This is a genomic window from Hymenobacter mellowenesis, assembly GCF_030581005.1.
GTDB classification, from domain to species: Bacteria; Bacteroidota; Bacteroidia; order Cytophagales; family Hymenobacteraceae; genus Hymenobacter; species Hymenobacter mellowenesis.
The window spans coordinates 362,995-386,749 of the sequence record NZ_JAUQSX010000001.1 but is presented as its reverse complement, the minus strand read 5'-3'; the positions used below and the strand labels follow the sequence as shown (position 1 = coordinate 386,749).

The 23,755-nt window shown below is 59.7% G+C and carries 23 protein-coding genes and 4 tRNA genes; 22 read left to right on the top strand and 5 right to left on the bottom strand.

All coding sequences use genetic code 11. The features are described from left to right. Window positions 1-84: 84 nt before the first annotated feature. The 3 genes from Q5H92_RS01690 to Q5H92_RS01680 all read left to right on the top strand — a co-directional run bounded on the left by Q5H92_RS01690 (window position 85) and on the right by Q5H92_RS01680 (window position 4,123). Window positions 85-1,065, top strand: a complete 981-nt coding sequence (locus Q5H92_RS01690; RefSeq protein WP_305009727.1) for a glycoside hydrolase family 43 protein — start codon at window positions 85-87, stop codon at window positions 1,063-1,065. Between the two features lie 92 nt (window positions 1,066-1,157). Continuing rightward, window positions 1,158-1,934, top strand: a complete 777-nt coding sequence (locus Q5H92_RS01685) for a hypothetical protein (RefSeq protein ID WP_305009725.1) — start codon at window positions 1,158-1,160, stop codon at window positions 1,932-1,934. A gap of 89 nt (window positions 1,935-2,023) precedes the next feature. Further along, the gene (locus Q5H92_RS01680; RefSeq protein WP_305009723.1) at window positions 2,024-4,123 is read left to right on the top strand and encodes a T9SS type A sorting domain-containing protein; all 2,100 of its coding nucleotides are present in this window, start codon (window positions 2,024-2,026) and stop codon (window positions 4,121-4,123) included. A gap of 174 nt (window positions 4,124-4,297) precedes the next feature. Here Q5H92_RS01680 and Q5H92_RS01675 read toward each other — a convergent pair whose 3' ends face one another. Next, complete coding sequence (locus Q5H92_RS01675) at window positions 4,298-4,831, bottom strand: GNAT family N-acetyltransferase (protein ID WP_305009721.1); 534 nt, start codon at window positions 4,829-4,831, stop codon at window positions 4,298-4,300. A gap of 110 nt (window positions 4,832-4,941) precedes the next feature. Further along, entirely contained in the window at window positions 4,942-5,172 is a 231-nt protein-coding gene (locus Q5H92_RS01670) for a hypothetical protein (protein ID WP_305009719.1), read from the bottom strand. Window positions 5,173-5,289: 117 nt separating this feature from the next. Between Q5H92_RS01670 and Q5H92_RS01665 the strand changes: the two genes are divergently transcribed. From Q5H92_RS01665 to nadD, 6 genes are all read left to right on the top strand, one after another. Continuing rightward, a complete protein-coding gene (locus tag Q5H92_RS01665) occupies window positions 5,290-6,057 on the top strand; it encodes a glycosyltransferase family 2 protein (protein ID WP_305009717.1) in 768 nt (255 codons plus the stop codon). Then, a complete protein-coding gene (locus Q5H92_RS01660; RefSeq protein ID WP_305009715.1) occupies window positions 6,054-7,103 on the top strand; it encodes a glycosyltransferase family 9 protein in 1,050 nt (349 codons plus the stop codon). Before Q5H92_RS01665 ends, Q5H92_RS01660 begins: the two co-directional genes overlap by 4 nt. Window positions 7,104-7,394: 291 nt before the next feature. Continuing rightward, window positions 7,395-8,039: a sigma-70 family RNA polymerase sigma factor gene (locus Q5H92_RS01655; protein WP_190925630.1), complete on the top strand. Its 645-nt coding sequence runs from the start codon at window positions 7,395-7,397 to the stop codon at window positions 8,037-8,039. 76 nt (window positions 8,040-8,115) lie between these two features. Further along, the gene (locus Q5H92_RS01650; RefSeq protein ID WP_305009712.1) at window positions 8,116-8,415 is read left to right on the top strand and encodes a hypothetical protein; all 300 of its coding nucleotides are present in this window, start codon (window positions 8,116-8,118) and stop codon (window positions 8,413-8,415) included. 29 nt (window positions 8,416-8,444) lie between these two features. Continuing rightward, a complete protein-coding gene (gene gmk / locus Q5H92_RS01645; protein WP_305009710.1) occupies window positions 8,445-9,029 on the top strand; it encodes a guanylate kinase in 585 nt (194 codons plus the stop codon). Beyond that, complete coding sequence (gene nadD, locus Q5H92_RS01640; protein ID WP_305009708.1) at window positions 9,026-9,592, top strand: nicotinate (nicotinamide) nucleotide adenylyltransferase; 567 nt, start codon at window positions 9,026-9,028, stop codon at window positions 9,590-9,592. Before gmk ends, nadD begins: the two co-directional genes overlap by 4 nt. 111 nt (window positions 9,593-9,703) lie before the next feature. Here the strand turns inward: nadD and frr are convergent, their stop codons facing one another. The 3 genes from frr to Q5H92_RS01625 all read right to left on the bottom strand — a co-directional run bounded on the left by frr (window position 9,704) and on the right by Q5H92_RS01625 (window position 11,712). Further along, window positions 9,704-10,267, bottom strand: coding sequence for a ribosome recycling factor (gene frr, locus Q5H92_RS01635; RefSeq protein ID WP_305009706.1), 564 nt, complete (start codon window positions 10,265-10,267; stop codon window positions 9,704-9,706). 104 nt (window positions 10,268-10,371) lie between these two features. Then, window positions 10,372-11,166, bottom strand: coding sequence for a UMP kinase (gene pyrH, locus Q5H92_RS01630; RefSeq protein WP_305009704.1), 795 nt, complete (start codon window positions 11,164-11,166; stop codon window positions 10,372-10,374). A 42-nt stretch (window positions 11,167-11,208) separates the two neighbouring features. Continuing rightward, on the bottom strand, window positions 11,209-11,712 hold the full coding sequence (locus Q5H92_RS01625) for an acyl-CoA carboxylase biotin carboxyl carrier protein subunit (protein ID WP_305009702.1): 504 nt from the start codon (window positions 11,710-11,712) through the stop codon (window positions 11,209-11,211). Between the two features lie 97 nt (window positions 11,713-11,809). Between Q5H92_RS01625 and Q5H92_RS01620 the strand changes: the two genes are divergently transcribed. From Q5H92_RS01620 to rpoB, 13 genes are all read left to right on the top strand, one after another. Continuing rightward, a complete protein-coding gene (locus Q5H92_RS01620; RefSeq protein ID WP_305009700.1) occupies window positions 11,810-14,398 on the top strand; it encodes a M1 family metallopeptidase in 2,589 nt (862 codons plus the stop codon). A 171-nt stretch (window positions 14,399-14,569) separates the two neighbouring features. Beyond that, window positions 14,570-14,649: transfer RNA gene (locus Q5H92_RS01615), tRNA-Tyr, on the top strand. Between the two features lie 21 nt (window positions 14,650-14,670). Next, a tRNA-Gly gene (locus tag Q5H92_RS01610) sits at window positions 14,671-14,743 on the top strand. Between the two features lie 15 nt (window positions 14,744-14,758). Continuing rightward, window positions 14,759-14,830: transfer RNA gene (locus Q5H92_RS01605), tRNA-Thr, on the top strand. 169 nt (window positions 14,831-14,999) lie between these two features. After that, window positions 15,000-16,190 (top strand): elongation factor Tu, encoded by a 1,191-nt coding sequence (gene tuf / locus Q5H92_RS01600; protein ID WP_046245268.1) that lies wholly within the window; start codon window positions 15,000-15,002, stop codon window positions 16,188-16,190. 148 nt (window positions 16,191-16,338) lie between these two features. After that, window positions 16,339-16,409: transfer RNA gene (locus Q5H92_RS01595), tRNA-Trp, on the top strand. 62 nt (window positions 16,410-16,471) lie between these two features. After that, entirely contained in the window at window positions 16,472-16,666 is a 195-nt protein-coding gene (secE, locus tag Q5H92_RS01590) for a preprotein translocase subunit SecE (protein ID WP_201985341.1), read from the top strand. A 12-nt stretch (window positions 16,667-16,678) separates the two neighbouring features. Next, window positions 16,679-17,245: a transcription termination/antitermination protein NusG gene (nusG, locus tag Q5H92_RS01585; RefSeq protein ID WP_196290995.1), complete on the top strand. Its 567-nt coding sequence runs from the start codon at window positions 16,679-16,681 to the stop codon at window positions 17,243-17,245. Window positions 17,246-17,363: 118 nt separating this feature from the next. Beyond that, window positions 17,364-17,807, top strand: coding sequence for a 50S ribosomal protein L11 (rplK, locus tag Q5H92_RS01580; RefSeq protein ID WP_198067444.1), 444 nt, complete (start codon window positions 17,364-17,366; stop codon window positions 17,805-17,807). A 20-nt stretch (window positions 17,808-17,827) separates the two neighbouring features. Beyond that, entirely contained in the window at window positions 17,828-18,526 is a 699-nt protein-coding gene (rplA, locus tag Q5H92_RS01575; RefSeq protein ID WP_305009697.1) for a 50S ribosomal protein L1, read from the top strand. 15 nt (window positions 18,527-18,541) lie between these two features. Beyond that, entirely contained in the window at window positions 18,542-19,090 is a 549-nt protein-coding gene (gene rplJ, locus Q5H92_RS01570; protein ID WP_305009696.1) for a 50S ribosomal protein L10, read from the top strand. Window positions 19,091-19,154: 64 nt separating this feature from the next. Beyond that, on the top strand, window positions 19,155-19,535 hold the full coding sequence (gene rplL, locus Q5H92_RS01565; RefSeq protein WP_068191708.1) for a 50S ribosomal protein L7/L12: 381 nt from the start codon (window positions 19,155-19,157) through the stop codon (window positions 19,533-19,535). A 267-nt stretch (window positions 19,536-19,802) separates the two neighbouring features. After that, window positions 19,803-23,672, top strand: a complete 3,870-nt coding sequence (rpoB, locus tag Q5H92_RS01560; protein WP_305010214.1) for a DNA-directed RNA polymerase subunit beta — start codon at window positions 19,803-19,805, stop codon at window positions 23,670-23,672. Window positions 23,673-23,755 lie beyond the last annotated feature (83 nt).

Here is a 23,755-nt window from a genome sequence, read left to right as displayed (position 1 = left end):
TCGGCACGCGAGATGTCTCGGCAAGCTCGACATGACGTTCTTTGGTTTCCCGCCTCCCTATTATTCCACCCTTCCCGCCGTCCTATGCCATACCAAAACCCCGTCATCGACGACAATTTCCCGGACCCCACAATCATCCGCGCCGCCGATGGCTGGCACTACGCCTACGGCACCCAAACCAAGCGCGCCGGCGTCATCATCAACCTGCAGGTGGCCCGCTCCCGCGACCTAGTTCAATGGGAATATCTTGGTGAAGGCTTGCCCAAAAAGCCCGATTGGGCCCGCGAGAGCCAGAAAATATGGGCGCCGCACGTGAGCGAGCACGGCGGCCGCTATTACCTCTACTACTCCACCCGGCCCGATGGCGCCGACTTTTTCAGCTTGGCCGTAGCCGTTGCCGAACAGCCCGCCGGCCCGTTTGTGGACAGTGGTCAGCCCATGCTGCCCGGCCCCGGCTTCACCTGTATCGACCCCATGGCCTACGACGACCCCGCCACCGGGCAGCGGCTACTGTACTGGGGCTCGGGCTTCGGGCCCATCTGGGTGCGCGAATTGGCCGAAGACCGGCTCAGTTTCCGGTCTGGCAGCGTGGCGCAGGCCGTGGTGCAGCCCAGCCAGAGCGACGACCCCGACGACTACCACCGCCTCATCGAAGGTGCCTGGGTGCACCACCACGAGGGCTGGTACTACCTCTTTTTTTCGGGCGACAACTGCTGCGGGCCGCACGCCCACTACGCCGTGCTGGTGGCCCGCGCCCGCCACGCCACCGGTCCTTTTGAAACCTACGCCGCTGCCACGGCCAACCCCCACGCCGCCCTGCTGGCCGCCAACGAACACTGGCGTGCCCCCGGCCACAACTGCGTGGTGACCGATGCCGCCGGCCACGACTGGCTGGCCTGCCATGCCATCGACCCGCGCCAGCCCACCTTCGACGCCATCGACGACTCCGAAGGTTACTCGCGCCGCGTGCTGCTACTCGACCGGCTGACCTACGCCGACGGCTGGCCCGTGGTGGCCGGCGGCTCGCCCTCGTGGGGGCCGCAGCCCGCGCCGACGGCGGGCTAAACCCGGGGCGCTGGCGGCTGTCTGTAGAGCGTGGGCGGGAATTGGGCGTTTTGGGGCGCGCTACCCGCCGGGTCGTTTTTAGCTTTGACTGCATGAGTCTACTCTACCCTGATTTCCAAGGTCGTGGCTGCCGGTGGGGCTTCTTGCTGGGGCTGGTTCTGGCCGGCCCGGTGGCGGCCCAGCAGCCGGCGGCCGCCCCGCCCCGCGATTCGGTGGCCGACGGGCCGCCCTGCCCGCCGCCCGCGCCGGCTCCGCGCCGGGTGGGCTTCGTGTTTTCGCTCGACAACCGCGAGTCGTTTCTGCACTCGTCGGCCGTGAGCATCATTGGGCTGAACGCGGGCGTGGTGCTGCCCGGCCACCGCTGGCGCCTGGGACTGGGCGCCTACACCCTGAGCCGCGACTACGCTAACCTCTACACTTACCAATACAAAAACGGCAAGCGCACCAAGAAAATCGCCGATGTGCTCACCCCGCAGCTCAGCCTCACCTACCTCACACCCAACATCAGCTACGTATTCACGCCGCGCCGCTGGCTGGAAATCAGCTTTCCGCTGGAGGCCGGGCTGGGCCGCAGCCACTACTCCGAAACCGACCAAAACGGCCGCGTTACCACCGAATCCTACGGCCTGTTCGTGCCCGTAGAAGCGGGCCTGAGCGTGCTGTTCAAGCCCACGCGCTGGGTGGGCGTGAGCGGCAGCGTGGGCTACCGCAAGTCGGTGTTTGAGGTTGATTACAAGGACGATTTCGACGGCATGTACTTCAGCTATCGGCTCAACGTGTTTGTGGGCGCCATCTGGCGCGACTGGCGCCGCTACCGGCAAACCCGGCATTCGGCACCCGACCCGGCGCCGGCCCCGCGCGGCAATTAAAAGAGTCCGGCGCCCCGGGTTTGCCGTATCTTGGTTGCCCTAGCTTCTCTGCTTCGCCTATGCTGCTTTCGTTACCGTTTTTTCGAGTTTTGAGCCGCCGCCTGGTGCCCGCGCTGGCCCTGCTGGCGGCCAGCGCCGGGGCCAGCTGGGCTCAGGCGCCCGCGCCGGAGCTGCACTGTCTCATGGCGCCCGTCGAGCCCGCCCAGCGCGCTCGGCAGGCCGCCTTGGTAGTCGAAGCCCAAGTGCTCGATGCCCAAGGGTTTTGGAACGCCGGCCACACGCGCCTGTTCACGCGGCACCGGCTGCGGGTGTTTTCGCTGCTAAAAGGCCAGGTGGCCGACACCACCGGCCTCATGCTCGTCACCGAAGGCGGCCGGCTCGGGCTCGACCAGCAGGTGCTCACCAATACGCTGGCGCTGGCTCCCGGCCAGCAGGGCGTGTTTTTCCTGACGCCCGCGCCCTGGCCGGGCCTGCCCGCCGGCGCCGCCTACACGCCCTACGCCAGCCAGCAGGGCTTCATCGAATTCAACACCACCGAGCGCATCGCCACCGAGCCATTTCGCACCTACCCGGCGCTGGATGCCGCGTTTTTTAAGGAAATCACCAGCCTCACCGGTCAGCCCCGCCAACTGCTGCACGCCAACCCGGCCTTGGCACCGGCCACCATTCCGGTGCGGCGCACCACGGCGGCCACCATTAGCAGCTTCTCGCCCCAGAGACTGCCGGCGGGCGCGGGCGCGGTGCTCACCATCGTCGGCGACGGCTTTGGCAGCAGCCGGGGCACTGGCTTTGTCGATTTTCGCAACGCCGACGACGGCGGCAGCACCCGCGTGAAGGCGCGTGAAGCCGACTACCTGAGCTGGACCAATAACCGCATCGAAGTGCGCGTACCTTCGGCGGCCAGCGGCGGCTCGCCCATCAGCGGAGGCCACCCGGCTGGCTCGGGCACCGTCCGCGTCACCACCGCCGACCAGTCGGTGGTGGAAAGCGCCGGTGCTGTTACCATCATTTACGCGCTTTCGAACGTGGAAAGCACCGACGGCACCCTTCTCCAGCGGCCCAACCACATTGCCCTCAATGCCAGCGGCGGCATCAGCTTCCGCTTCGGCCCCAATTTCACGGCCAATGCCGCTGCCTCGGCCGCCTGGCAGCGGGCCCTGGCCACCTGGCGCTGCCAGACGGGCATGAACTGGGATGTGGCCGCCACTAACGCCACCAACGCCATTGCTGACGACGGCCAGAACGTGGTGGCCTTCGACGCCGGCGCCGAGCTGCCGGCCCTGGTGCTGGGCCGCACCACCAGCTACTACCGAGGCTGCTACGCGCCCAGCGGCGAGGTGGTGTTCTGGGTGAAGGAAATCGACATGCAGTTCGACGACGGGGCCACGTTTCAGTTTGGGCCCGCGTTTGCAATTGGCGTCCTGGGCCAGATTGATTTTGAAACGGTGGCCGTGCACGAGCTGGGCCATGCCCAGCAGCTCACCCACCTCATCCTGCCCGGCGCCGTGATGCATTACGCTGTGGCCCGCGGCCAGAATACCCGCGCCCTCAACACGAATAGCGACGTGGCCGGAGGGCGGCAGGTGCTGCGGGTGCGCAGCTTCCGCCAGCTTGGGTGCGGCGGCCCGGCGCTGCTGCCCGCGCCGCTCACCAGCTTTGCGGCGCAGTATGCCGCCGGCACGGGCACCACCCTCACCTGGGCCACGCGCGACGAGTGTTTCCTGAGCAGCTTCGTGGTGGAGCGCAGCCTCAGCGGCGATACCCTGGCCTGGACGCGGCTGGCCACCGTCGCGCCCAGGCCGCCCGACGCCCAGTACCAGTACGTGGATGCGCAAGCGCCCGGTGGCCTGCACTACTACCGCCTGCGCCTGCTGCGCCCCGACGGCTCGCTCGACAACGTGGCGCCTGCCCTCGTCACCTCCGAGGGCGCAAGTGCCACGGCCTCCATCTTCCCCAACCCCGTGACTGGCGATGTGCTGCGCCTGCAATACCCCACCGCCGCCGACGGCACGGTAGTTTTCCGCATCTACGACCGGCTGGGCCGCCGCCTGCGCACCACCTCCGTCGCCCTCACCACCGGCCTGAACGTAGTGCCCCTCAGCCTGACCAATCTGATTCCCGGCCTCTATATCCTGCGCTGGCAGGATGCGCAGGGCCGAACCGGCAGCCGCAAGTTTGTGCGGTATTGAGTGGCAAGGCGGGGGTAACCCAATAAAAAGAACGTCATGCTGAGCGAAGTCGAAGCATCTCGCGTGTGGTAGCAACTCAATCGTGAAAACAGATTTGATTACTTCAGCACGCGAGATACTTCGATTTCGCTCAGCATGACGTTCTTTTTATTGGGTCAATTGCCCCTGTCAGCCCTACAAATTCCGCTCTACCCGCGGCGTGGCTGCCACAGCTGCCGCTGGTGCTACGGCGTAGCTGGCCAGCTGGGCCTCGTCGAGGTTGCCGTTGAACCAGTCCTGCTCAATGGTAGCGCCCAGCTTTTGGTAGAAGCCAATGGCGGGCTCGTTCCAGTTCAGCACCTGCCACTTCAGGCGCACGGCGCCGGTGGTGCGGGCCTCGGCCACCACGGCATCGAAGAGCAGCCGGCCCAGGCCGCCGCGCCGGGCCGTTTCCGTCACCACCAAGTCTTCCAGGTACAGCATTCGGCCTTTCCAGGTCGAGTACGCGGTGTAGAACAGGGCTAGGCCGATGATGTCGGCGGCTTCGTTTTCGAGCACGAAAAACCCGAAGATGGGCGTCGGCCCAAATCCGTCGCGCTGCATGGCCATCAGCGTGTTGGTCACGGCCTCGGGCGCGCGCTCGTACAGTGCCAGTTCGTGAATGAGGCCCAGCACCTGGGGTAAATCGGCTTCGACGCCGCGGCGGAGCTTGTAGTTTTCAGTAGCCAAGGGGCAATGGGCAAAGGGTGAAACGAAAAGGGCCGGCAACAAAAATGAGCAACGAAAAACGCCGAAACCGGCATCATTCATTGCTCATTCGGTAGCAGCAAATGGCCAGATTACATCTGGGGCTGCATCTTTTTGATGTCTTCGGTGGCATTCACCGAATTCAGCTCGCGGAACTGCTCGGGCTGCTTGGCACCTTTGGTGGTGTCGGGGGCAGCGGGCAGGGGCGGCAATTCGGTGGTGGCAATATCGTCATCGCCTTCCGTGGCCGAAGGACCGCAGGACGGCAGCGTGAACGACAGCAGGGCAGCGGCCAGCAGGCCGGGGAGGAGCGTTTTTTTCATGTGTGGGGAAACGAATGCGGGCGCAAGTTACGCACGGAGTGCGGCTTGCCATACGGAAATATCAGACTCGTGGCGGCCACAACGGTCAGTTGAAACCCCGCGTACCTTTGCCCACCCATGCCCGTTCCGCTTTCCGTCGTCATCATCACCTTCAACGAAGAAGCCAACATTGCCCGCTGCCTCCAGGCGCTGGCCGACGTGGCCGACGACGTGCTGGTGGTCGATTCCTTCTCTACCGACGCCACTGTGGCCATCTGCCGGCAGCACGGCGCCCGCGTCATCCAGCACGCCTTTGCCGGCTACGTGGAGCAGAAAAACTACGCCACCAGCCAGGCCGAATTCGACTATGTTTTGCAGCTTGATGCCGACGAGGTGCTGACCGAGGAACTGCGCCAATCCATCCGCGCGGCCAAGCAGAACTGGCAGCACGCCGCCTACAGCCTAGCCCGCCTCACCAACTACTGCGGCCACTGGGTGCGCCACGGCGGCTGGTACCCCGACCGCAAGCTGCGCCTCTATGACCGCCGCCTGGGCCGCTGGACCGGCGTGCTGCTGCACGAGAAATTTGAGGTTGACGCCGGCCAAACCACCGCCCCCCTCGCCGGCGACGCCCTGCACTACAGCTACCACAGCATCGCGCAGCACGTCAGCCAGCTCAACAAGTTCACCAGCATCACGGCCCAGGAGCTGGCCCTGCGCGGCAAAACGCAGGTCGGCCTGTTTCACCTGCTGTTCAAGCCACTCTGGAAATTCGTGCACGGCTACGTGTTCCGCCTCGGCTTTCTCGATGGCTTCGCGGGCCTGTGCATTGCCGGCATCTCGGCTTGGGGCGTGTTCCTGAAATTTGCCAAGCTGAAAACCCGCACGGAACACGCCGAAGCATGAGCCCCGAAGCGCCCCGCACCTTCCTCATTTCCCGCACCGATGCCATCGGCGACGTGGTGCTGACCCTGCCCGTGGCCGGGCAGCTCAAGCAGCTGTTTCCGGGCTGCCGGGTGGTACTCATCGGCCGCACTTACACCGCGCCCGTAGCCGCCGCCTGCCCGTGGGTCGATGATTTTCTGAACCTAGATGAGCTGTTGAAGCTGCCGGAGCCGGAGCAAGTCGCCGCGTTGCGCCGCCACAAAGCCGAGGCCATCATCCACGTTTTTCCTAACAAAACCCTCGCCCGCCTCGCCCAAAAGGCCCGCATTCCCGTCCGCATCGGCACGCGCAACCGCTGGCAGCACTGGCTCACCTGCAACCGGCTGGTGGCCCTCAGCCGCCGCCACTCGCCCCTACACGAGGCCCAACTGAACCTCCAGCTGCTCCAGCCACTGGGTTACACCGCCACGCCGCCGCTGAGCGAAGTAGCCAAGCTGGTGCGCCTGCAAGCCACTGAGACGCTGGGGCAGCAATGGCAACAGTTGCTCCAGCAGCGCCAGTCTGGCCAGCTCAACGTCATCCTGCACCCGCGCAGCCGGGGCAGCGCCCGCGAATGGGGCCTCGATAATTTCGCCCGCCTCGCCCAGTTGCTGCACCAGGCCGGCCACCGCGTCTTCATCACCGGCACCGCGGCAGAAGGGGAGGAGCTGGCCGACTGGCTCCACCAAAACGCCGCCTTCCTCGCCGCCGACCTCACCGGCCAGCTCAGCCTGCCGCAGTTCCTGGCCTTCATCGCCGCCGCCGATGGCCTCGTAGCGGGCAGCACCGGCCCCTTGCACCTGGCCGCCGCGCTGGGCCGCCACGCGTTGGGCCTTTACCCGCCCATCCGGCCCATGCACCCGGGGCGCTGGGCGCCGCTGGGGCCGCACGCCGGCTTCATGGTGTTCGATAAACCCAACTGCGACGACTGCCGCCAGCAGCCCGCCGCCTGCGCCTGCATCCGGGCCATTGAGGCGGCAACGGTAGCAGCGCAAATAGTAGCTTGGCCACCCCTGCCCGTCGAATAATTGTGGCTATCTGTTGATATAGCCGGGCCGATTCATCGGGTTAGTTTGTTAGTTACGGGCCGCTTTGCAACCTAGCGGGCGTTGCAATCCGTACATCGGACGAAGCTTAGCCCGCTGCTTGGTGCGTTTTAAGGTGTTTTTAACACGCGATAACGCGCTTTGGTGGGTAGCTTCGCCTTGGCGTGAAGCAACCCGGCCACCCATTTTCTCCGAGTTGCTGATTGCGCCGATTTTGTCCTAATTCCCTATTCTTTCGTAGGTTTCGACCTGCAATTTCCCCCGCCCACCTGTATGAGCGATTCTCCCGAACGGGTTAAACTGAGCAAAGAGGAAAAAGACCGCCGCTTTCAGGCCGAGCTCATGCCCGTGCTCGACCCGCTCTACAACTTTGCCTACCGGCTCACCCTCGACGAGGACGATGCCAACGACCTCGTGCAGGAAACCTACCTGAAAGCGTACCGCTTTTTCGAGTATTTCGAGCCCGGCACCAACGCCAAGGCGTGGCTTTTTCGCATTCTCAAGAATTCGTTCATCAACGACTTCCGCAAGAAGAGCAAGCAGCCTGCCAAGGTCGATTACAGCGAGATTGAGGGCTACTATAACCCTGATGACGTAGAAGCCGAAGGTGAAATCGGCGCCTCGTCGTCCGACATGCGCCAGCAGTCGGCCCGCGACCTGATTGGCGACGAAGTGGCCAGCGCTCTAAATTCTTTGCCGGTTGATTTCCGCACCGTCATCATCCTCTGTGACCTCGAAGGCTTCACCTACGAGGAAATGGCTAAAGTGCTTGATATTCCGATTGGTACGGTACGCTCGCGCCTGCACCGGGCTCGCAATTTCCTCAAGGATAAACTGGAGAAATACGCCCAATCAATGGGATATGGCAATGATGCAATTGATGACGAAACGGAACTAACCGACTCCGAAAATAATTAACCTCCCCGACAAGAGCACGCAGCTGGCGGCTCGCTCGCATTTCGTTGGCTTTCACTCCTTTCCCGGCTTTTCAATTATGACCCCATCCGCTACTACTAAAACCAATACGTCGGCCCCCGTTGCTGCTACCCCCGATAACGGCCCCGACTGTGAACGCGTGAATACTGTACTTGACCAACTCATCGAAGGCCAGCCCCTGACGATGGAAGAGGAGGATTACCTCATCGACCATGCCAACGACTGCTCGCCTTGCTTCGACGACATCGAGAAGCAGCGCATCTTCATCTCCTTCCTGAAGCAGCGTGTGCCCTCCCCGTCGACTCCCTCCACCCTGCACAACTCCATTTTGGCCCGTGTAGGAGCCGTATTGGCCTAATACCGGGTTCGGCGGCTTAGCTTTGCGCGATGCAAGGCAAAATCATTGTGTTTTCGGCGCCCTCGGGCGCGGGCAAAACCACCATTGTGCACCGGCTCATGGAGCGGGTGCCGGCGCTGAGCTTTTCCATTTCGGCCTGTACGCGCGACCGCCGCGGCCGGGCCGAGGAGAATGGCAAGGACTACTATTTCATCACGGCAGATGAATTCCAGGACAAGATTCGTCGCGACGAATTTGTAGAGTGGGAGGAAGTCTACGAGGGTGCCTTCTACGGCACGCTCAAGTCGGAAATCGAACGCATCTGGGAAAGCGGCAAGCACGCCATTCTGGATGTGGACGTGAAAGGTGGCCTCAGCATCAAGGACTTCTACAAGGACCGCGCGCTGGCCATTTTTGTCCGCCCGCCGTCCATTGAAGTTCTGGAACAGCGCCTGCAGGCCCGCGCCACCGATTCACAATCCAGCATTTCCTCGCGGGTGTACAAGGCCAAGTTCGAGCTGGCGTTTGAAGACCGGTTCGACGTAACCGTCGTCAACGACAATCTTGACGAAGCCAGCGACCAGGCCGAAAAGCTCGTGCGCGACTTCATTAGCGCCGAGCCCGCCGTGGTATGAGCGGCCGGCGAATAGGTCTGCTCTTCGGCTCGTTCAATCCCATCCACATCGGTCATCTCATCCTGGCCGAGCATTTCGCCACGCGCACCGATTTGGCCGAAGTCTGGCTCGTCGTCACGCCCCACAACCCTTTCAAGCAGGCCGCCGACCTGCTGCCCGACACCCAGCGCCTGCGTATGGTAGAGCTGGCCCTGGCCGGCAACCCGCGCCTCCGCGCCGAAGCCATCGAGTTCAGCCTGCCGCGTCCCAGCTACACCATCGCCACCCTCGACGCTCTGCGTGAGCAGCATCTAGCGCACGATTTTGTGCTCCTCATGGGCTCCGATAATTTGCCCGGCCTGCCGCGCTGGCAGGAAGCTCAGCGCCTGCTGGCCGAAGTCGACATCTACGTATATCCGCGCCCCGGCACCCCGCTGCCCCACTTGGCCGCCTTCCCCCGCGTGCAGATGATGACCGCGCCGCTACTCGACATTTCAGCCACCTACATCCGCGAGAGCCTGCGCGCCGGCCGTAGCATCCGCTACCTGGTGCCCGCCGCCGTCGAAGCCGAGTTGCTGAAATAGAACAACACTGCGAGCCACTGCATTTTCTCTGCGAATACTGCGGGAAATAGCACCCACAAAAAAGCCCGACGATAACTCGCCGGGCTTTTTCGTAGAAGACAAATGACCAAATCAGATGGTCATAATCTCCGATTCCTTCTTGCCAAGGGCCTTTTCTACCTCCGCAATGTAAGTGTCGGTGGTTTTCTGCACCTTTTCCTCGGCCAGCTTCACGGCATCTTCCGAAGCGCCTTCTTTCAGCAGCTTGCGCAAGGCCTCGTTCACATCCTTGCGGATGGCACGCACGCGCACCTTGCCGGTTTCCGATTCGTTCTTAGCCTGCTTCACCAGGTCGCGGCGGCGCTCCTCGGTCATGGCCGGAATGTTGAGGCGCACGCCTTCGGCATCCGACACCGGGCTCAGACCCAAGTCGCTGTTGCGAATGGCCTTGGTCACCTCGCTAATCATGTTTTTCTCCCAAGGCTTGATGAACAGCGAGCGGGCATCCGGCGTCGAGACGTTCGCAATCTGCGCGATAGGCGTGGGCGTGCCGTAATAATCCACCCGAATGCCGTCGAGCATGGCCGGCGAGGCCTTGCCGGCCCGGATGCGGCTCATTTCCACGTTCACGTGGGCGAGGGCTTTGCTCATCGACTCCGCGAGCTCATCAAGGTAAAACTGAATTTCTTCGTCCATTTTGGTAAGTTGTCGGTTGATAGTTGGCTGTTGTCAGACCCTGCTATCAGTGTGGTTTCGCAATGCAAACTAACAACTGACAACAAGCAACTGACAACTAAAAATTAGGCTTGTTCCGGCTGATTGCCCACCAAGGGTTGTAGCAGGCTTTGCTTGGGGGCAAGGGCCGGCTTGCGGCCGTCGCGCTTGCCGCCGTCGTTTACCAGCGTGCCCATGGCTTCGCCGTTCAGCAAACGCTCCAGGTTGCCCTGCGTGTTCATATCGAATACGATGATGGGCAGATTATTCTCCTTGCACAGCGTGAAAGCAGTCATGTCCATCACGTTCAAATTCTTGCTCAGCACCTCATCAAACGTGATTTGGTCGAAGCGCGTGGCTGTGGGGTCTTTCTCCGGGTCGGCCGTGTAGATGCCGTCCACGCGCGTGCCTTTCAGCACCACGTCGGCCTCAATCTCGATGGCCCGCAGCGACGCGGCCGAGTCGGTGGTGAAATACGGCGAGCCGATGCCCGCCCCGAAAATCACCACGCGGCCCTTTTCCAGGTGCCGCACCGCGCGCCGCCGGATATACGGCTCGCACACCCGCTGAATGGTGAGGCCGGAGAGCAGGCGCGTACTCACTTCCAGCTTTTCAAGGGCGCTTTGCAGGGCCATGGAGTTGATGACCGTGGCCAGCATGCCCATGTAGTCGCCCTGCACGCGGTCAAGGCCAAAGGCTTCGGCCTCCACGCCGCGGTAGATGTTGCCACCGCCAATTACCACGGCTACTTGCACGCCGGTAGCAGCTACGGATTTAATTTCAGAGGCGTACTGCATCAGCCGCTCGGCGTCGATGCCGTACTGCTGCTGGCCCATCAGCGCTTCGCCGCTGAGCTTGAGAAGGATGCGGTTATATTTCAAGTCGAAAAGGTTGAGAATGTCAGACGAATGAATAACGGCGGGCTAGGCAAACTGCACCAGCACCTGGCCTTTTTGCACGTTGTCGCGCAAGTTAATTTTGATGGAGCCCACGGTGCCATCGGCGGGTGCTTTCAGGATATTCTCCATTTTCATGGCTTCCAGCACCAGCAGCGGGTCGCCTTTGAGCACGGCCTGGCCGGGCTCCACCCGAATGTCTACGATAAGCCCGGGCATGGGGGCTTTCAGTTCGTTTACTTTCGCAGCGATGGCGTCGCTCATACCGAGGCGTTCGAGCAACAGGTCGAACCGGTCTTTGGCGTTGAGCTCCACGCGCTGACCGTTGATTTTGAGCGCGATGCTTTTAGTGGCATAGTCGGCCGAAACAACTTCGGCGTTGTAGGAGCGACCTTCGTGCAGTACATGAAAGCGGCCTTCGCCCAAATCGACTAAGTCCCAGGCAAAAGGCTCGCCGTTGAGCGTAACCGTGTCGGCGGCGCGGTAGTCAACTTCCCAGAGTTGACCAGGGCCAGTGCTGATTTGAAGCATCTGAAGCGAATAGGGTGGGAGGAAAGCTGGGGTTAAAGGTAGCCCAAATCTCAAATTAATTCAGAAATTGACGCGTTTTTCGCCCGTTCTTGTTGGCATGAAGTATCTGGTTCCGGGCCTTACTAGCCTGCTGTTGTTTGTGCACCTGCTGGCGGCCGCCCAAGCCACCAAGCCGCGCGCTGGCAAGCCCGCTCCCAAAGCGACGGTGCAAAAAAAAACAGCACCCGCGGCTGCCCCCGCGCCCGCGCCGGCCGGTCTCGTGGTGCCGTCGTGGCTGCCGGCCGAGGCGCCGCTACAGCCCGCTGCCACCATCCTCACCGATGTAATCGACACGAAGCTCGACGTGCGCTTCGACTATAAGAAGCAGTACCTGCTGGGTACGGCCATCCTCACGCTCCGCTCGCATTTCTACCCACAATCGGAAGTGGTACTCGATGCCAAGGGCTTCGATATTCAAAAAATCGAGTTGGTAGGAGAGAAGAAGAACCGCAGCCTTAACTACAATTACAACCGCCGCAAGCTCGTCATCGCCCTCGACCAGCCCTACCCGCGCAGCACGCCCTACCAGTTGCGCATTGTGTACGTGGCCAAGCCTAACGAACTCCCCCTAGGAGGTTCCGCTGCCATCACATCCGATAAAGGCTTGTACTTCGTCAACCCGCTGGGCACCGAGAAAAACAAGCCCCGTCAAATCTGGACCCAGGGCGAGACCGAAGCCAGCTCCTGCTGGTTCCCCACCATCGACAAGCCCAACCAGCGCATGACCCAGGAAATCAGCCTGACGGTTGAAAAGCAGTTCAAAACGCTGTCCAACGGCACCCTGACCTCCTCCCGCGTCAACGCCGACGGTACTCGCACCGATACCTGGAAGCTCACCCAGCCTCACGCGCCTTACCTGGCCACGATGGTGGTGGGCGACTTCGCCGTGGTGAACGACTCCTGGCACGGCAAGCCCGTCGACTACTACGTGGAGCCGCAGTATGCCGGCACCGCCCGCGCCATCTTTGGCCACACGCCCGAAATGCTGGATTTCTTCTCCAAGAAGCTGGGCGTAGAGTATCCTTGGGAGAAATACGCCCAGGTAGCCGTGCGCGACTACGTGAGCGGCGCCATGGAAAACACCACCGCCACTACCCACGGCAGCACCATCCAGGCCACCCGGCGCGAGCTGCTCGACGCCAACTACCAGACCGCCGAGACGGTCATCGCCCACGAGCTGTTCCACCACTGGTTCGGCGACTACGTGACCTGCGAAAGCTGGTCCAACCTGCCCCTGAACGAATCCTTCGCCGACTACTCCGAATACCTCTGGGCCGAGTACAAATACGGCGCCGACGAAGCCAGCCTGGTCCAGGAAATCAAGCTCAATAACTACCTCGAAGAAGCCACTGCTAAGCGCGAACCCCTCATCCGCTACCGCTATGTCAACCGCGAGGACATGTTCGACCGCCACTCCTACGATAAGGGCGGCCGCGTGCTCCACATGCTCCGCAAATACGTGGGCGATGACGCCTTCTTCACCGCGCTCAACCGCTACCTCACCCAGAACAAGCTGTCAGCAGTAGAAGTCTCGAAGTTGCGCACCGCATTCGAAGAAACCACCGGCGAGGACCTGACCTGGTTTTTCAACCAATGGTTTATGCAGCGCGGCCACCCGGAGCTACGCATCACCCACAGCTACGCCAACGGCCAGGTAAGTCTGCACGTGCAGCAAATCCAGGACACCTTGTTCCAGCCCGTGTACCGCCTGCCCGTCAGCGTAGCTGTCTGGACCAACGGCAACCAGCCCACCGAGCACCGCATCACCGTCACCAAAGCCGACCAGACGTTTCAGCTACCCGCTGGCCAAAAACCGGTCTTGGTCAAATTCGATAGCGAAAACCAGCTCTTGGCCCAAATCGACGAAGACCGCAGCCAAGACGAACTGGTGTTTCAGTTCTACCACGCCAAAACTTACCAGCAGAAATCCGAAGTGATGGAGCTGCTCCAAAACAAAACCGCCGACCTAGCCGTGAGCAGCCTGCTCCGCAACGCCATGAACGACAAGTTCTGGCAGGTCCGCCGCCTCGCCCTCGACCACCTCCGCCGCTACCGCGGCCCCGAGCCCGAAGGCATGCGCAAGGACATCCAGCGCCTCGCCACCACCGACCGCAACTCCCGCGTCCGCGCCCAGGCCATCGCCACCCTCGCCACCTTCCCCGACGGCAGCTATGGCCCCATCTACGGCGCCGCCATCGCCGACAGCTCCGCCCTTGTCGCCGCCGCCGCCATCAAGGTACTCGCCAAAAAGCCCGAGCCCAGCACCCGCCAGCAGGTCGCCTCCATCGACAACACCCCGAGTAGCCCGCTCATCGTCGCCATCGCCGACTACTACGCCCTCAACGGCGGCCTCGACCAGTACCAGTGGTTCCTGCGCCGCCTTCCCGACGTGGCCGATGCTGACCTCTACGCCTACTTCCAGTCCTTCGGCACGCTCATGACCCACATCCCACCCGTGGAGCGCGACAAAGGCCTCAAAATCCTGGAAGATTACGCCCGCAACGCCCCGCGCTACGAAATCCGCCTGGGCGCCTACCACGGCCTCGCCCTGCTGCTCCCATCCATGCCAAACCTCAAGGCGGTACTGCAAAACATCCGCGAGAAGGAAACCGACGACCGGCTCAAAGCATTTTATAACCTTATGTAAAAGCCAGTTCCGACATTCTCCGGAAAAAAGAACAACCTTTTTTTACAGCAATGCTTGCCTTGTGTCGAAAAACCTCTAATTTTGCAGCTCCTTACGAAACACTACTGGTTCAGCAGTCAGCAAATAGAAAGGGAAACGCCTCTCGGCAATCGGCCAAGAAGCACCAAAACTGGGGGTATCGCATAGCGGCAATTGCGGGTGACTGTAACTCACCTCCTTCGGGTTCATAGGTTCGAGTCCTGTTACCCCCACTTTTTTACAAGATGCCATCTGCGGGAGTAGCTCAGTTGGTAGAGCGGCAGCCTTCCAAGCTGCAGGTCGCGGGTTCGAACCTCGTCTCCCGCTCATTTTTCAGAATAAGCCGTTTTAGCTCAGTGGTAGAGCACTTCCTTGGTAAGGAAGAGGTCATGGGTTCAAATCCCATAAATGGCTCAGATTACATTACAAGTCCAGCGGTCGGCGCAAGCCGGCCGCCGGCACGGTTCTCTCAGGCAAGCGACGCACAGTTTTCTATTACAGTAGGGGCTGAGTCTCGCTTTCTTCGTGTACGGTCCGTTTTTACCTCAAATTCACTTCACCACCTCTTTTTTTACTCTTTACAATGGCTAAAGAAAATTTCGACCGGTCCAAGCCGCACGTAAACATCGGTACCATCGGCCACGTCGACCACGGCAAGACCACCCTGACCGCTGCTATCACCATGGTGCTGGCAAACCAGGGCCTGGCCGAAAAGCGTGACTTCTCTTCGATTGACAATGCTCCCGAAGAAAAAGAGCGTGGTATCACCATCAACACCGCTCACGTAGAGTACTCCACCAAAAACCGTCACTACGCCCACGTTGACTGCCCCGGTCACGCTGACTACGTGAAGAACATGGTAACGGGTGCTGCCCAGATGGACGGCGCTATCCTCGTGGTAGCTGCTACCGACGGCCCGATGCCCCAGACCCGTGAGCACATCCTGCTCGCCCGTCAGGTAGGTGTTCCCCAACTGGTGGTGTTCATGAACAAAGTGGACATGGTGGATGACCCCGAGCTCCTCGAGCTGGTGGAAATGGAAATCCGCGAACTCCTCTCGTTCTACGACTTCGATGGCGACAACATTCCGGTTATCCAGGGTTCGGCCCTCGGCGGCCTGAACGGCGATGCCAACTGGGTTCCCAAAATCAACGAGCTGATGGACGCGGTTGACTCGTTCATTCCGATTCCCGCTCGTCTGACCGACCTGCCCTTCCTGATGCCTGTTGAGGACGTGTTCTCGATTACCGGCCGTGGCACTGTGGCCACCGGTCGTATCGAGCGCGGCATCATCAACTCGGGTGAGCAAGTTGACATCCTGGGCATGGGCGCTGCTGCCGGCCTGAAGTCGACGGTGACGGGTGTGGAAATGTTCCGCAAAATCCTCGACCGTGGCGAAGCTGGTGACAACGTAGGTCTGCTGCTCCGCGGTATTGAAAAAGAAGCCATCCGTCGCGGCATGGTTATCTGCAAGCCCGGTTCGGTAACTCCTCACCAGAAGTTCAAGGCTGAGGTGTACGTTCTCTCGAAAGAGGAAGGCGGCCGCCACACCCCGTTCTTCAACAACTACCGTCCGCAGTTCTACCTGCGTACCACCGACGTTACCGGCATCATCTCCCTCCCCGAGGGCGTTGAAATGGTAATGCCCGGCGACAACATCACCATCACCGTTGAGCTCATCAACAAGGTGGCAATGGAGAAAGGCCTCCGTTTCGCTATCCGTGAGGGTGGCCGTACGGTAGGTGCCGGTCAGGTAACCGAAGTTCTCGACTAAGCTCCGGCTTAACAGTAAAAAAAGCCGCTCTCGAAACCTCGGGAGCGGCTTTTTTACGCTGAAACAGAAGCGAGTATTTGTTTTCTCTTCTGTTTCTCTTACCTTTGCACTCCCTTTAGCGAAATGCGTTACCGGGATGTGTCTTTACACGAGTGTAGTTCAAGGGTAGAATAGAGGTCTCCAAAACCTTTGATGGGAGTTCGAATCTCTCCACTCGTGCAATCTGGGCCAGTTGGTCCGCTCCATGTTATTTCAGCGGCAACGCTGTTTTTCCCATCACAATGGACAAACTGAGCAATTATTTCCGCACCACCATCGAAGAGATGCGCTACAACGTGACGTGGCCCTCGACGACGGAACTGCAAAAAAGCGCCGGCCTGGTGCTGATTGGTTCGCTCGTGTTTGCCATCGTCGTGGGCGTCATGGATGTCAGCTTTGAGTCGGTACTTAAAGCGTTTTACAACTCGTTTCGCTAGTCAGCAATCAAGATGGGCGAATTGAAATGGTACGTGGTGCGCTCCGTGAGCGGCCAAGAAAAGAAAGCCAAGAATTATCTCGAAACGGAGCTCGGTCGGCACAACCTGACCGAGCTTGTTCCGCAGGTACTGATTCCGGTAGAGAAGGTGTTTGAGATGCGCAACGGTAAGAAGCGCGTCCGCGAGCGGAACCTCTACCCCGGTTACATCATCATCCACGCCGACCTCGGCCACGGTGAAGTTGACCACATCATCACCAGCACGCCCGGTGTGATTGGTTTTCTCGGCGACAAAGACAAGAAGGACGCAACGAACAACAAACCCGTTCCGCTGCACATTTCGGAAGTCAACCGCATCCTCGGCATCGTGGATGAAGCCGAGCAGCAGGCTGACGCGACGCTCGACAAGCCATACGTAGTGGGCGAACTCGTGAAAGTGGTGGACGGCCCGTTCAACGGCTTCTCCGGCAACGTGGATGAGGTATTTGAAGAGCGTAAGAAGCTGAACGTAGTCGTGAAAATCTTCGGCCGCTCGCAGCCGGTAGAATTGAGCTACACCCAAGTAGAAAAAGAGGTTTAACCTCATCGGTTATACCACGCCGGCTAATTGCTCCGGGTCGGCGGGGCTTCCAAACAGGAGTTTACTAAACTGAGGCAAGCGCGAGTTACGACGCAGGAGCCACAGCCAAACCAATCAAATGGCCAAAGAAATCAGAGGTTATCTGCGTCTGCAGATAAAGGGAGGCGCCGCGAACCCTTCGCCGCCGGTAGGACCTGCACTTGGTAGCAAAGGCTTGAACATCATGGAGTTTTGCAAGCAGTTCAATGCTCGCACCCAAGATAAAGCCGGCCAAGTTTGTCCTGTACTCATCACCATGTACACCGACAAGTCGTTCGACTTCGTGGTGAAGACGGCACCGGCTCCGGTGCTGCTCATGGAAGCTGCTAAGTTGCAGAGCGGTTCGAAAGAGCCGAACCGTAACAAAGTGGGCTCCGTGACGTGGGACCAGGTGCGTACCATTGCCGAAACCAAAATGCCTGACTTGAACGCTTTCCAAGTGGAAGCCGCTATGAAGCAGGTGGCCGGCACGGCTCGCAGCATGGGCATTACCATCAAGGGCGATTCTCCTTTTGCTGAATAATTAAACGGAGAAAAGAACAGATGGCACAAGTAAGCAAAAAGCGCAAGGAAGCCCTTGCCAAACACGACCTGACGCAAGTGCGCAGCCTCGTGGAAGCCGCAATCGTGGTGAAGGACATTACCTACACCAAATTCGATGCTTCGGTAGATATTGACGTTCGCCTCGGCGTGGACCCCCGCAAAGCGGACCAGATGGTTCGTGGCGTGGCCACCCTGCCCCACGGTACCGGCAAAACCGTTCGCGTTCTGGCCCTGGTTACTCCTGACAAGGAGGCCGAAGCTCTGGCCGCCGGCGCCGACTTCGTGGGTCTGGACGACTATATTGCCAAAATCGAGAAAGGCTGGACCGACATCGACGTAATCATCACCATGCCCGCCGTAATGGCGAAGGTAGGTCGTCTGGGCCGTGTGCTCGGTCCCCGTGGTCTGATGCCGAACCCGAAGTCGGGCACCGTAACGACCGACGTAGCCAAGGCTGTGCAGGAAGTGAAAGCTGGTAAAATCGACTTCAAAGTTGACAAAACCGGTATCATTCACTGCTCGGTTGGTAAAGTATCGTTCGACCCGAAGATGCTGGCCGAAAACGCCCTGGAGGTAATCCAGACGTTGGGTCGCCTGAAGCCTTCGTCTTCGAAAGGTACCTACATCAAGAGCATCACGCTCTCGAGCACGATGTCGCCCGCCGTTCCGGTTGACAGCCAAGTAAATTCCGCTAGCTAATTAAACCAACCAAACATGACTCGGGAAGAAAAACAAGCCCTCGTGGATGAGTTGAGCGGAAAAATGCAATCGCACAACTCGTTCTACATCGTCGATGCTTCGGTGATGTCGGTAGCGAAAATCAACGACTTCCGTCGTCTGGCGTTCAACCGCGGCCTGGAATACAAGGTGTACAAAAACACCTTCATCCGCAAGGCACTGGATACGCTCGGCCACGACACGTCGGAAATGGATGCCGCGCTGAAAGGCCAGTCGGGCGTGTTGTTCTCCACGGAGAGCGGCTCGGCTCCTGCCAAGATGCTGCGTGACTTCTATAAGGCCCAGGCGTACCCCCGCGGTGCCACGCCGAAGCCCGTGCTGAAAGGCGCTTATGTGGATGCCAGCATCTACATCGGTTCCGACCAGCTCGAAGGTCTCACAACCATCAAAGGCAAACAGGAACTGCTCGGTGAACTCATCGGCCTGCTCCAGTCGCCTGCCAAAAACGTTATCTCGGCTCTTCAGAGCGGTGGTAACAAGCTGGCCGGAATCCTCAAAACCCTCAGCGAGAAAGAGGCCGCTTAGTCAGCTGCTTTTTCGCCCTCCAATCAAAATTTTCAACAACACATTTTTTTAACAATCTACAGAAATGGCAGATTTGAAAGCATTCGCTGAGCAGCTTGTAAACCTGACGGTGAAAGAAGTAAACGAGTTGGCAACCATCCTGAAGGACGAGTACGGCATCGAGCCCGCTGCTGCTGCTCCTGTAATGATGGCCGGTGGTGGCGCTGCTGCCGCTGACGAGGCTCCCGAGGAGAAGACGTCGTTTGACGTTATCCTGAAGGCTGCCGGTGGTGCTAAACTGGCTGTGGTGAAACTGGTGAAAGACCTGACCGGTCTGGGCCTGAAAGAAGCCAAAGAACTGGTTGACGGTGCTCCCAAGCCCCTGAAAGAAGGCGTAACCAAAGACGAGGCTGAGTCGCTGAAAAAGCAGCTCGAGGAAGCCGGTGCTGAAGTAGAAGTTAAGTAGTTTCTGCTCCTGAAGCATCTCCGGACCCGCTTCGAATAAGGATTAGACCTGGCAACTTAGCCAGGTCTTTTCCTGTTTGTAGCGTGTCAACCGCGCGAGCTACCCGGTTCGCGCTTTTGCTATGTCAGCTAACCATCTTGTTGCAGAGGTGGTTAGGGAGTGCACCGCACCGCTGACGGGCCGCCACCCCGGCCTCCTTTATTACGCTTCTGTGTCCATCTTTTAATCCCCATCGCATTGGCTACACCGAAAGCAAAGACGGCCGCCCTGAAGAAAACGGCCGCCGAGCGAATCAATTTCGCCAAGATTAAGAAGGTTATCGAGTACCCGGACTTCCTCGACGTGCAAGTGCGCTCGTTCCAGGAATTCTTTCAGTTGGAAACCGCTGCCGAGCGTCGTTCTAACGAAGGATTGTTCAAAGTGTTCGCCGAGAACTTCCCGATTTCGGACTCGCGCGAAAACTTCGTGCTCAACTTTATCGATTACCACGTCGACCCGCCGAAATATTCGGTTGACGAGTGCATCGACCGTGGTTTGACTTATTCGGTTCCGCTGAAAGCCAAGCTGCGTTTGATTTGCAATGATAAGGACAACGAGGATTTCGAGACGATTGAGCAGGAGGTGTTCCTCGGGAACATCCCTTACATGACCGTAAAGGGCTCGTTTGTTATCAACGGCGCTGAGCGCGTTATCGTATCGCAGCTGCACCGCTCACCGGGCGTGTTCTTCGCCCAGAGCAAGCACACGAACGGTACCAAGCTGTATTCGGCCCGGATTATTCCGTTCAAAGGTTCGTGGATTGAATTTGCCACGGACGTGAACAACGTGATGTACGCGTACATCGACCGGAAGAAGAAATTCCCGGTGACGACGCTGTTGCGCGCCATCGGCTACGGCACGGACAAAGACATTCTCGACCTGTTCGGTTTGTCGGAGGAAGTGAAGTCCGACAAGAAAAACCTCAAGAAAGCCGTTGGTCGCAAGCTGGCTGCCCGGGTGCTCCGCACTTGGACGGAAGACTTCGTGGACGAGGACACCGGCGAAGTGGTATCGATTGACCGCAACGAAGTGTTGCTGGAGCGCGATGCTACCATTGAGGAAGCGGATATCGACGTGATTCTGGAGGCCGGCGCGAAGTCGGTTATTCTGCACCGCGAGAATGTGAACATTGCGGATTTCGCAATCATTTACAATACGCTGCAGAAGGACAACTCCAACTCGGAGAAGGAGGCTGTAGAGCAGATTTACCGTCAGCTCCGGAACACGGAGGCTCCTGATGAAGAAACCGCTCGTGACATCATCCAGAAGCTGTTTTTCTCGGACAAGCGCTACGACCTCGGCGAGGTGGGCCGCTACCGGATTAACAAGAAGCTCCAGATTGGCATGGACCAGGAGTCACGGGTGCTGACCAATGAGGACATTGTGCTCATCGTGAAGTACCTGATTGGTCTGAGCAACTCGAAGGCCATTGTCGATGACATTGACCACTTGAGCAACCGTCGCGTGCGTACTGTGGGCGAGCAGCTTTACGCCCAGTTCGGCGTGGGCCTGGCCCGGATGGCACGTACCATTAAGGAGCGCATGAACGTGCGGGACAACGAGGACTTCAAGCCGGTGGACTTGATTAACGCCCGGACGTTGTCCAGCGTAATTAACTCGTTCTTCGGTACGAACCAGCTGTCGCAGTTCATGGACCAGACGAACCCGCTGGCCGAGGTGACGCACAAACGTCGCGTATCGGCACTCGGGCCGGGAGGTTTGTCGCGTGAGCGCGCTGGCTTCGAGGTACGTGACGTTCACTACACGCACTACGGCCGTCTTTGCACCATCGAAACGCCGGAGGGACCTAACATTGGTCTCATTTCGTCGCTGTGCGTGCACGCTCGCGTGAATGCCATGGGCTTCATCGAAACGCCTTACCGCGACGTGAAAGGCGGCAAGGTGGACATGAGCGCCAACGTGAAATTCCTGACCGCTGAGGAAGAGGACACCCACCACATCGCGCAGGCCAACTCCCTGCTGGATGAAGGCGGCAACCTGACCCAGGAGCTGGTGAAAGGCCGTTTTGAAGGTGACTTCCCGGTGGTGAACCCGTCGGAATACTCCTACATGGACGTGGCCCCGAACCAGATTGTATCGGTAGCTGCTTCGCTGATTCCGTTCCTGGAGCACGATGACGCCAACCGTGCACTGATGGGCTCGAACATGCAGCGCCAGGCGGTGCCGCTGCTCCGTCCCGAGGCTCCGATTGTGGGCACGGGTCTGGAAGGCCGCATTGCCAGCGACTCGCGCACGCTGATTATGGCCGAAGGCGAGGGCGTGATTGACTTCGTGGACGCCAACAAAATTGTGGTGAAGTACGACCTCACGGAGGACGACATCATGGTAAGCTTCGATGCCGAGCGTATTACGTACGACCTCATCAAGTTCCGTCGCACCAACCAGGACACCTGCCTCAACCTGACGCCGCTCGTGAAGCGCGGCGAGCGGGTGACCAAAGGCCAGGCGCTCTGCGAAGGCTACGGCACCAACCAGGGCGAACTTGCCTTGGGCCGCAACATGCAGGTGGCGTTTATGCCGTGGCAGGGCTACAACTTCGAGGATGCCATCGTCATCTCGGAGCGCGTGGTTCGCGACGACATCTTTACCTCGATTCACATTGAGGAGTTTGAGCTGGAAGTGCGCGAGACCAAGCGTGGCGAAGAAGAGCTGACCTCGGAGATTCCGAACGTGAGCGAAGAAGCCGTGCGCAACCTCGACGACAACGGCATCATCCGCCTCGGCGCGGAGGTGAAGGAAGGCGATATCCTGATTGGTAAAATCACGCCGAAAGGCGAGACGGACCCGACCCCGGAAGAGAAGCTGCTCCGCGCCATCTTCGGCGACAAGGCCGGCGATGTGAAGGATGCTTCCCTCAAAGCGCCGCCCTCCTTGCAGGGTGTGGTTATCGGTACCAAGCTGTTCTCGCGTCCTAAGAAAGACAAAAACCTCCGGGCCAAGTCGAAGAAGGAAGTGGAAGACTTGAAGGCGACCTACGCGCAGGAACTGCGTGGCGTGAAAGCCATCATGATTGACAAGCTGGTGCAGTTGCTGGAAGGCAAAACGTCGCAGGGCATCAAACACCGCTTCGGTGAGGAGATGATTGCCAAGGGCGTGAAGTTCAACCGCAAGAACATCAACGAGGGCATGTTCCCCGAGAAGAACCCTTATAAGGATGAGAGCAACTACGCCGTTCCGGAAGAAGTGAACCTGTTTAAGGACCTGATTCTGGAAGGCTGGACGGCTGATGCCCGCGTGAATGGCTTGGTGCTGGAGCTGGTGCGTAACTACGCCAAGCGCCGCAACACCATCACCGCGAAATTCAAGCGTCAGCGTTTCACCCTGGAAGTGGGCGACGAACTGCCTGCCGGCATCGTGCAGCTTGCCAAAGTGTACATCGCCAAGAAGCGCAAGCTGAAGGTGGGTGATAAAATGGCCGGCCGCCACGGTAACAAGGGTGTGGTAGCCCGCATCGTGCGCGATGAGGACATGCCCTTCCTGCCCGACGGCACGCCGATGGACATCGTGCTGAATCCGCTCGGTGTACCAAGCCGCATGAACATCGGTCAGATTTACGAGACCGTACTGGGCTGGGCTGGTCTGAAAATGGGTCGTACCTATGCTACCCCGATTTTCGACGGTGCTACCGAGGACGAAGTTGCTCGTGAGTTGACCGAAGCCGGTCTGCCGGACTGGGGTCGTGCTTATCTGCACGATGGCTTGAGCGGCGACCGCTTCGACCAGCCGGTAACCGTGGGCGTGATTTACATGCTCAAACTGGGTCACTTGGTGGATGACAAGATGCACGCTCGTTCCATCGGGCCGTACTCGCTCATCACGCAGCAGCCGCTGGGTGGTAAGGCACAGTTCGGTGGCCAGCGCTTCGGCGAGATGGAAGTATGGGCACTGGAGGCCTTTGGTGCTTCCAACGTGCTGCAGGAAATCCTGACCGTGAAATCGGATGACGTGGTGGGCCGCGCGAAAGCGTACGAAGCCATTGTAAAAGGCGATATTCTGCCCAAGCCGAACATCCCCGAGTCGTTCAACGTGTTGCTCCACGAACTCCGTGGTCTGGCACTCGAAATCACGATGGAATAGTGAATTGCTGCAGTTGCGGCCGGGGCGAAAGTCTCGGCCGCAACTCGCGGTTTGTCTGCCGGCAGGCAACAGGAGGCGCTAAT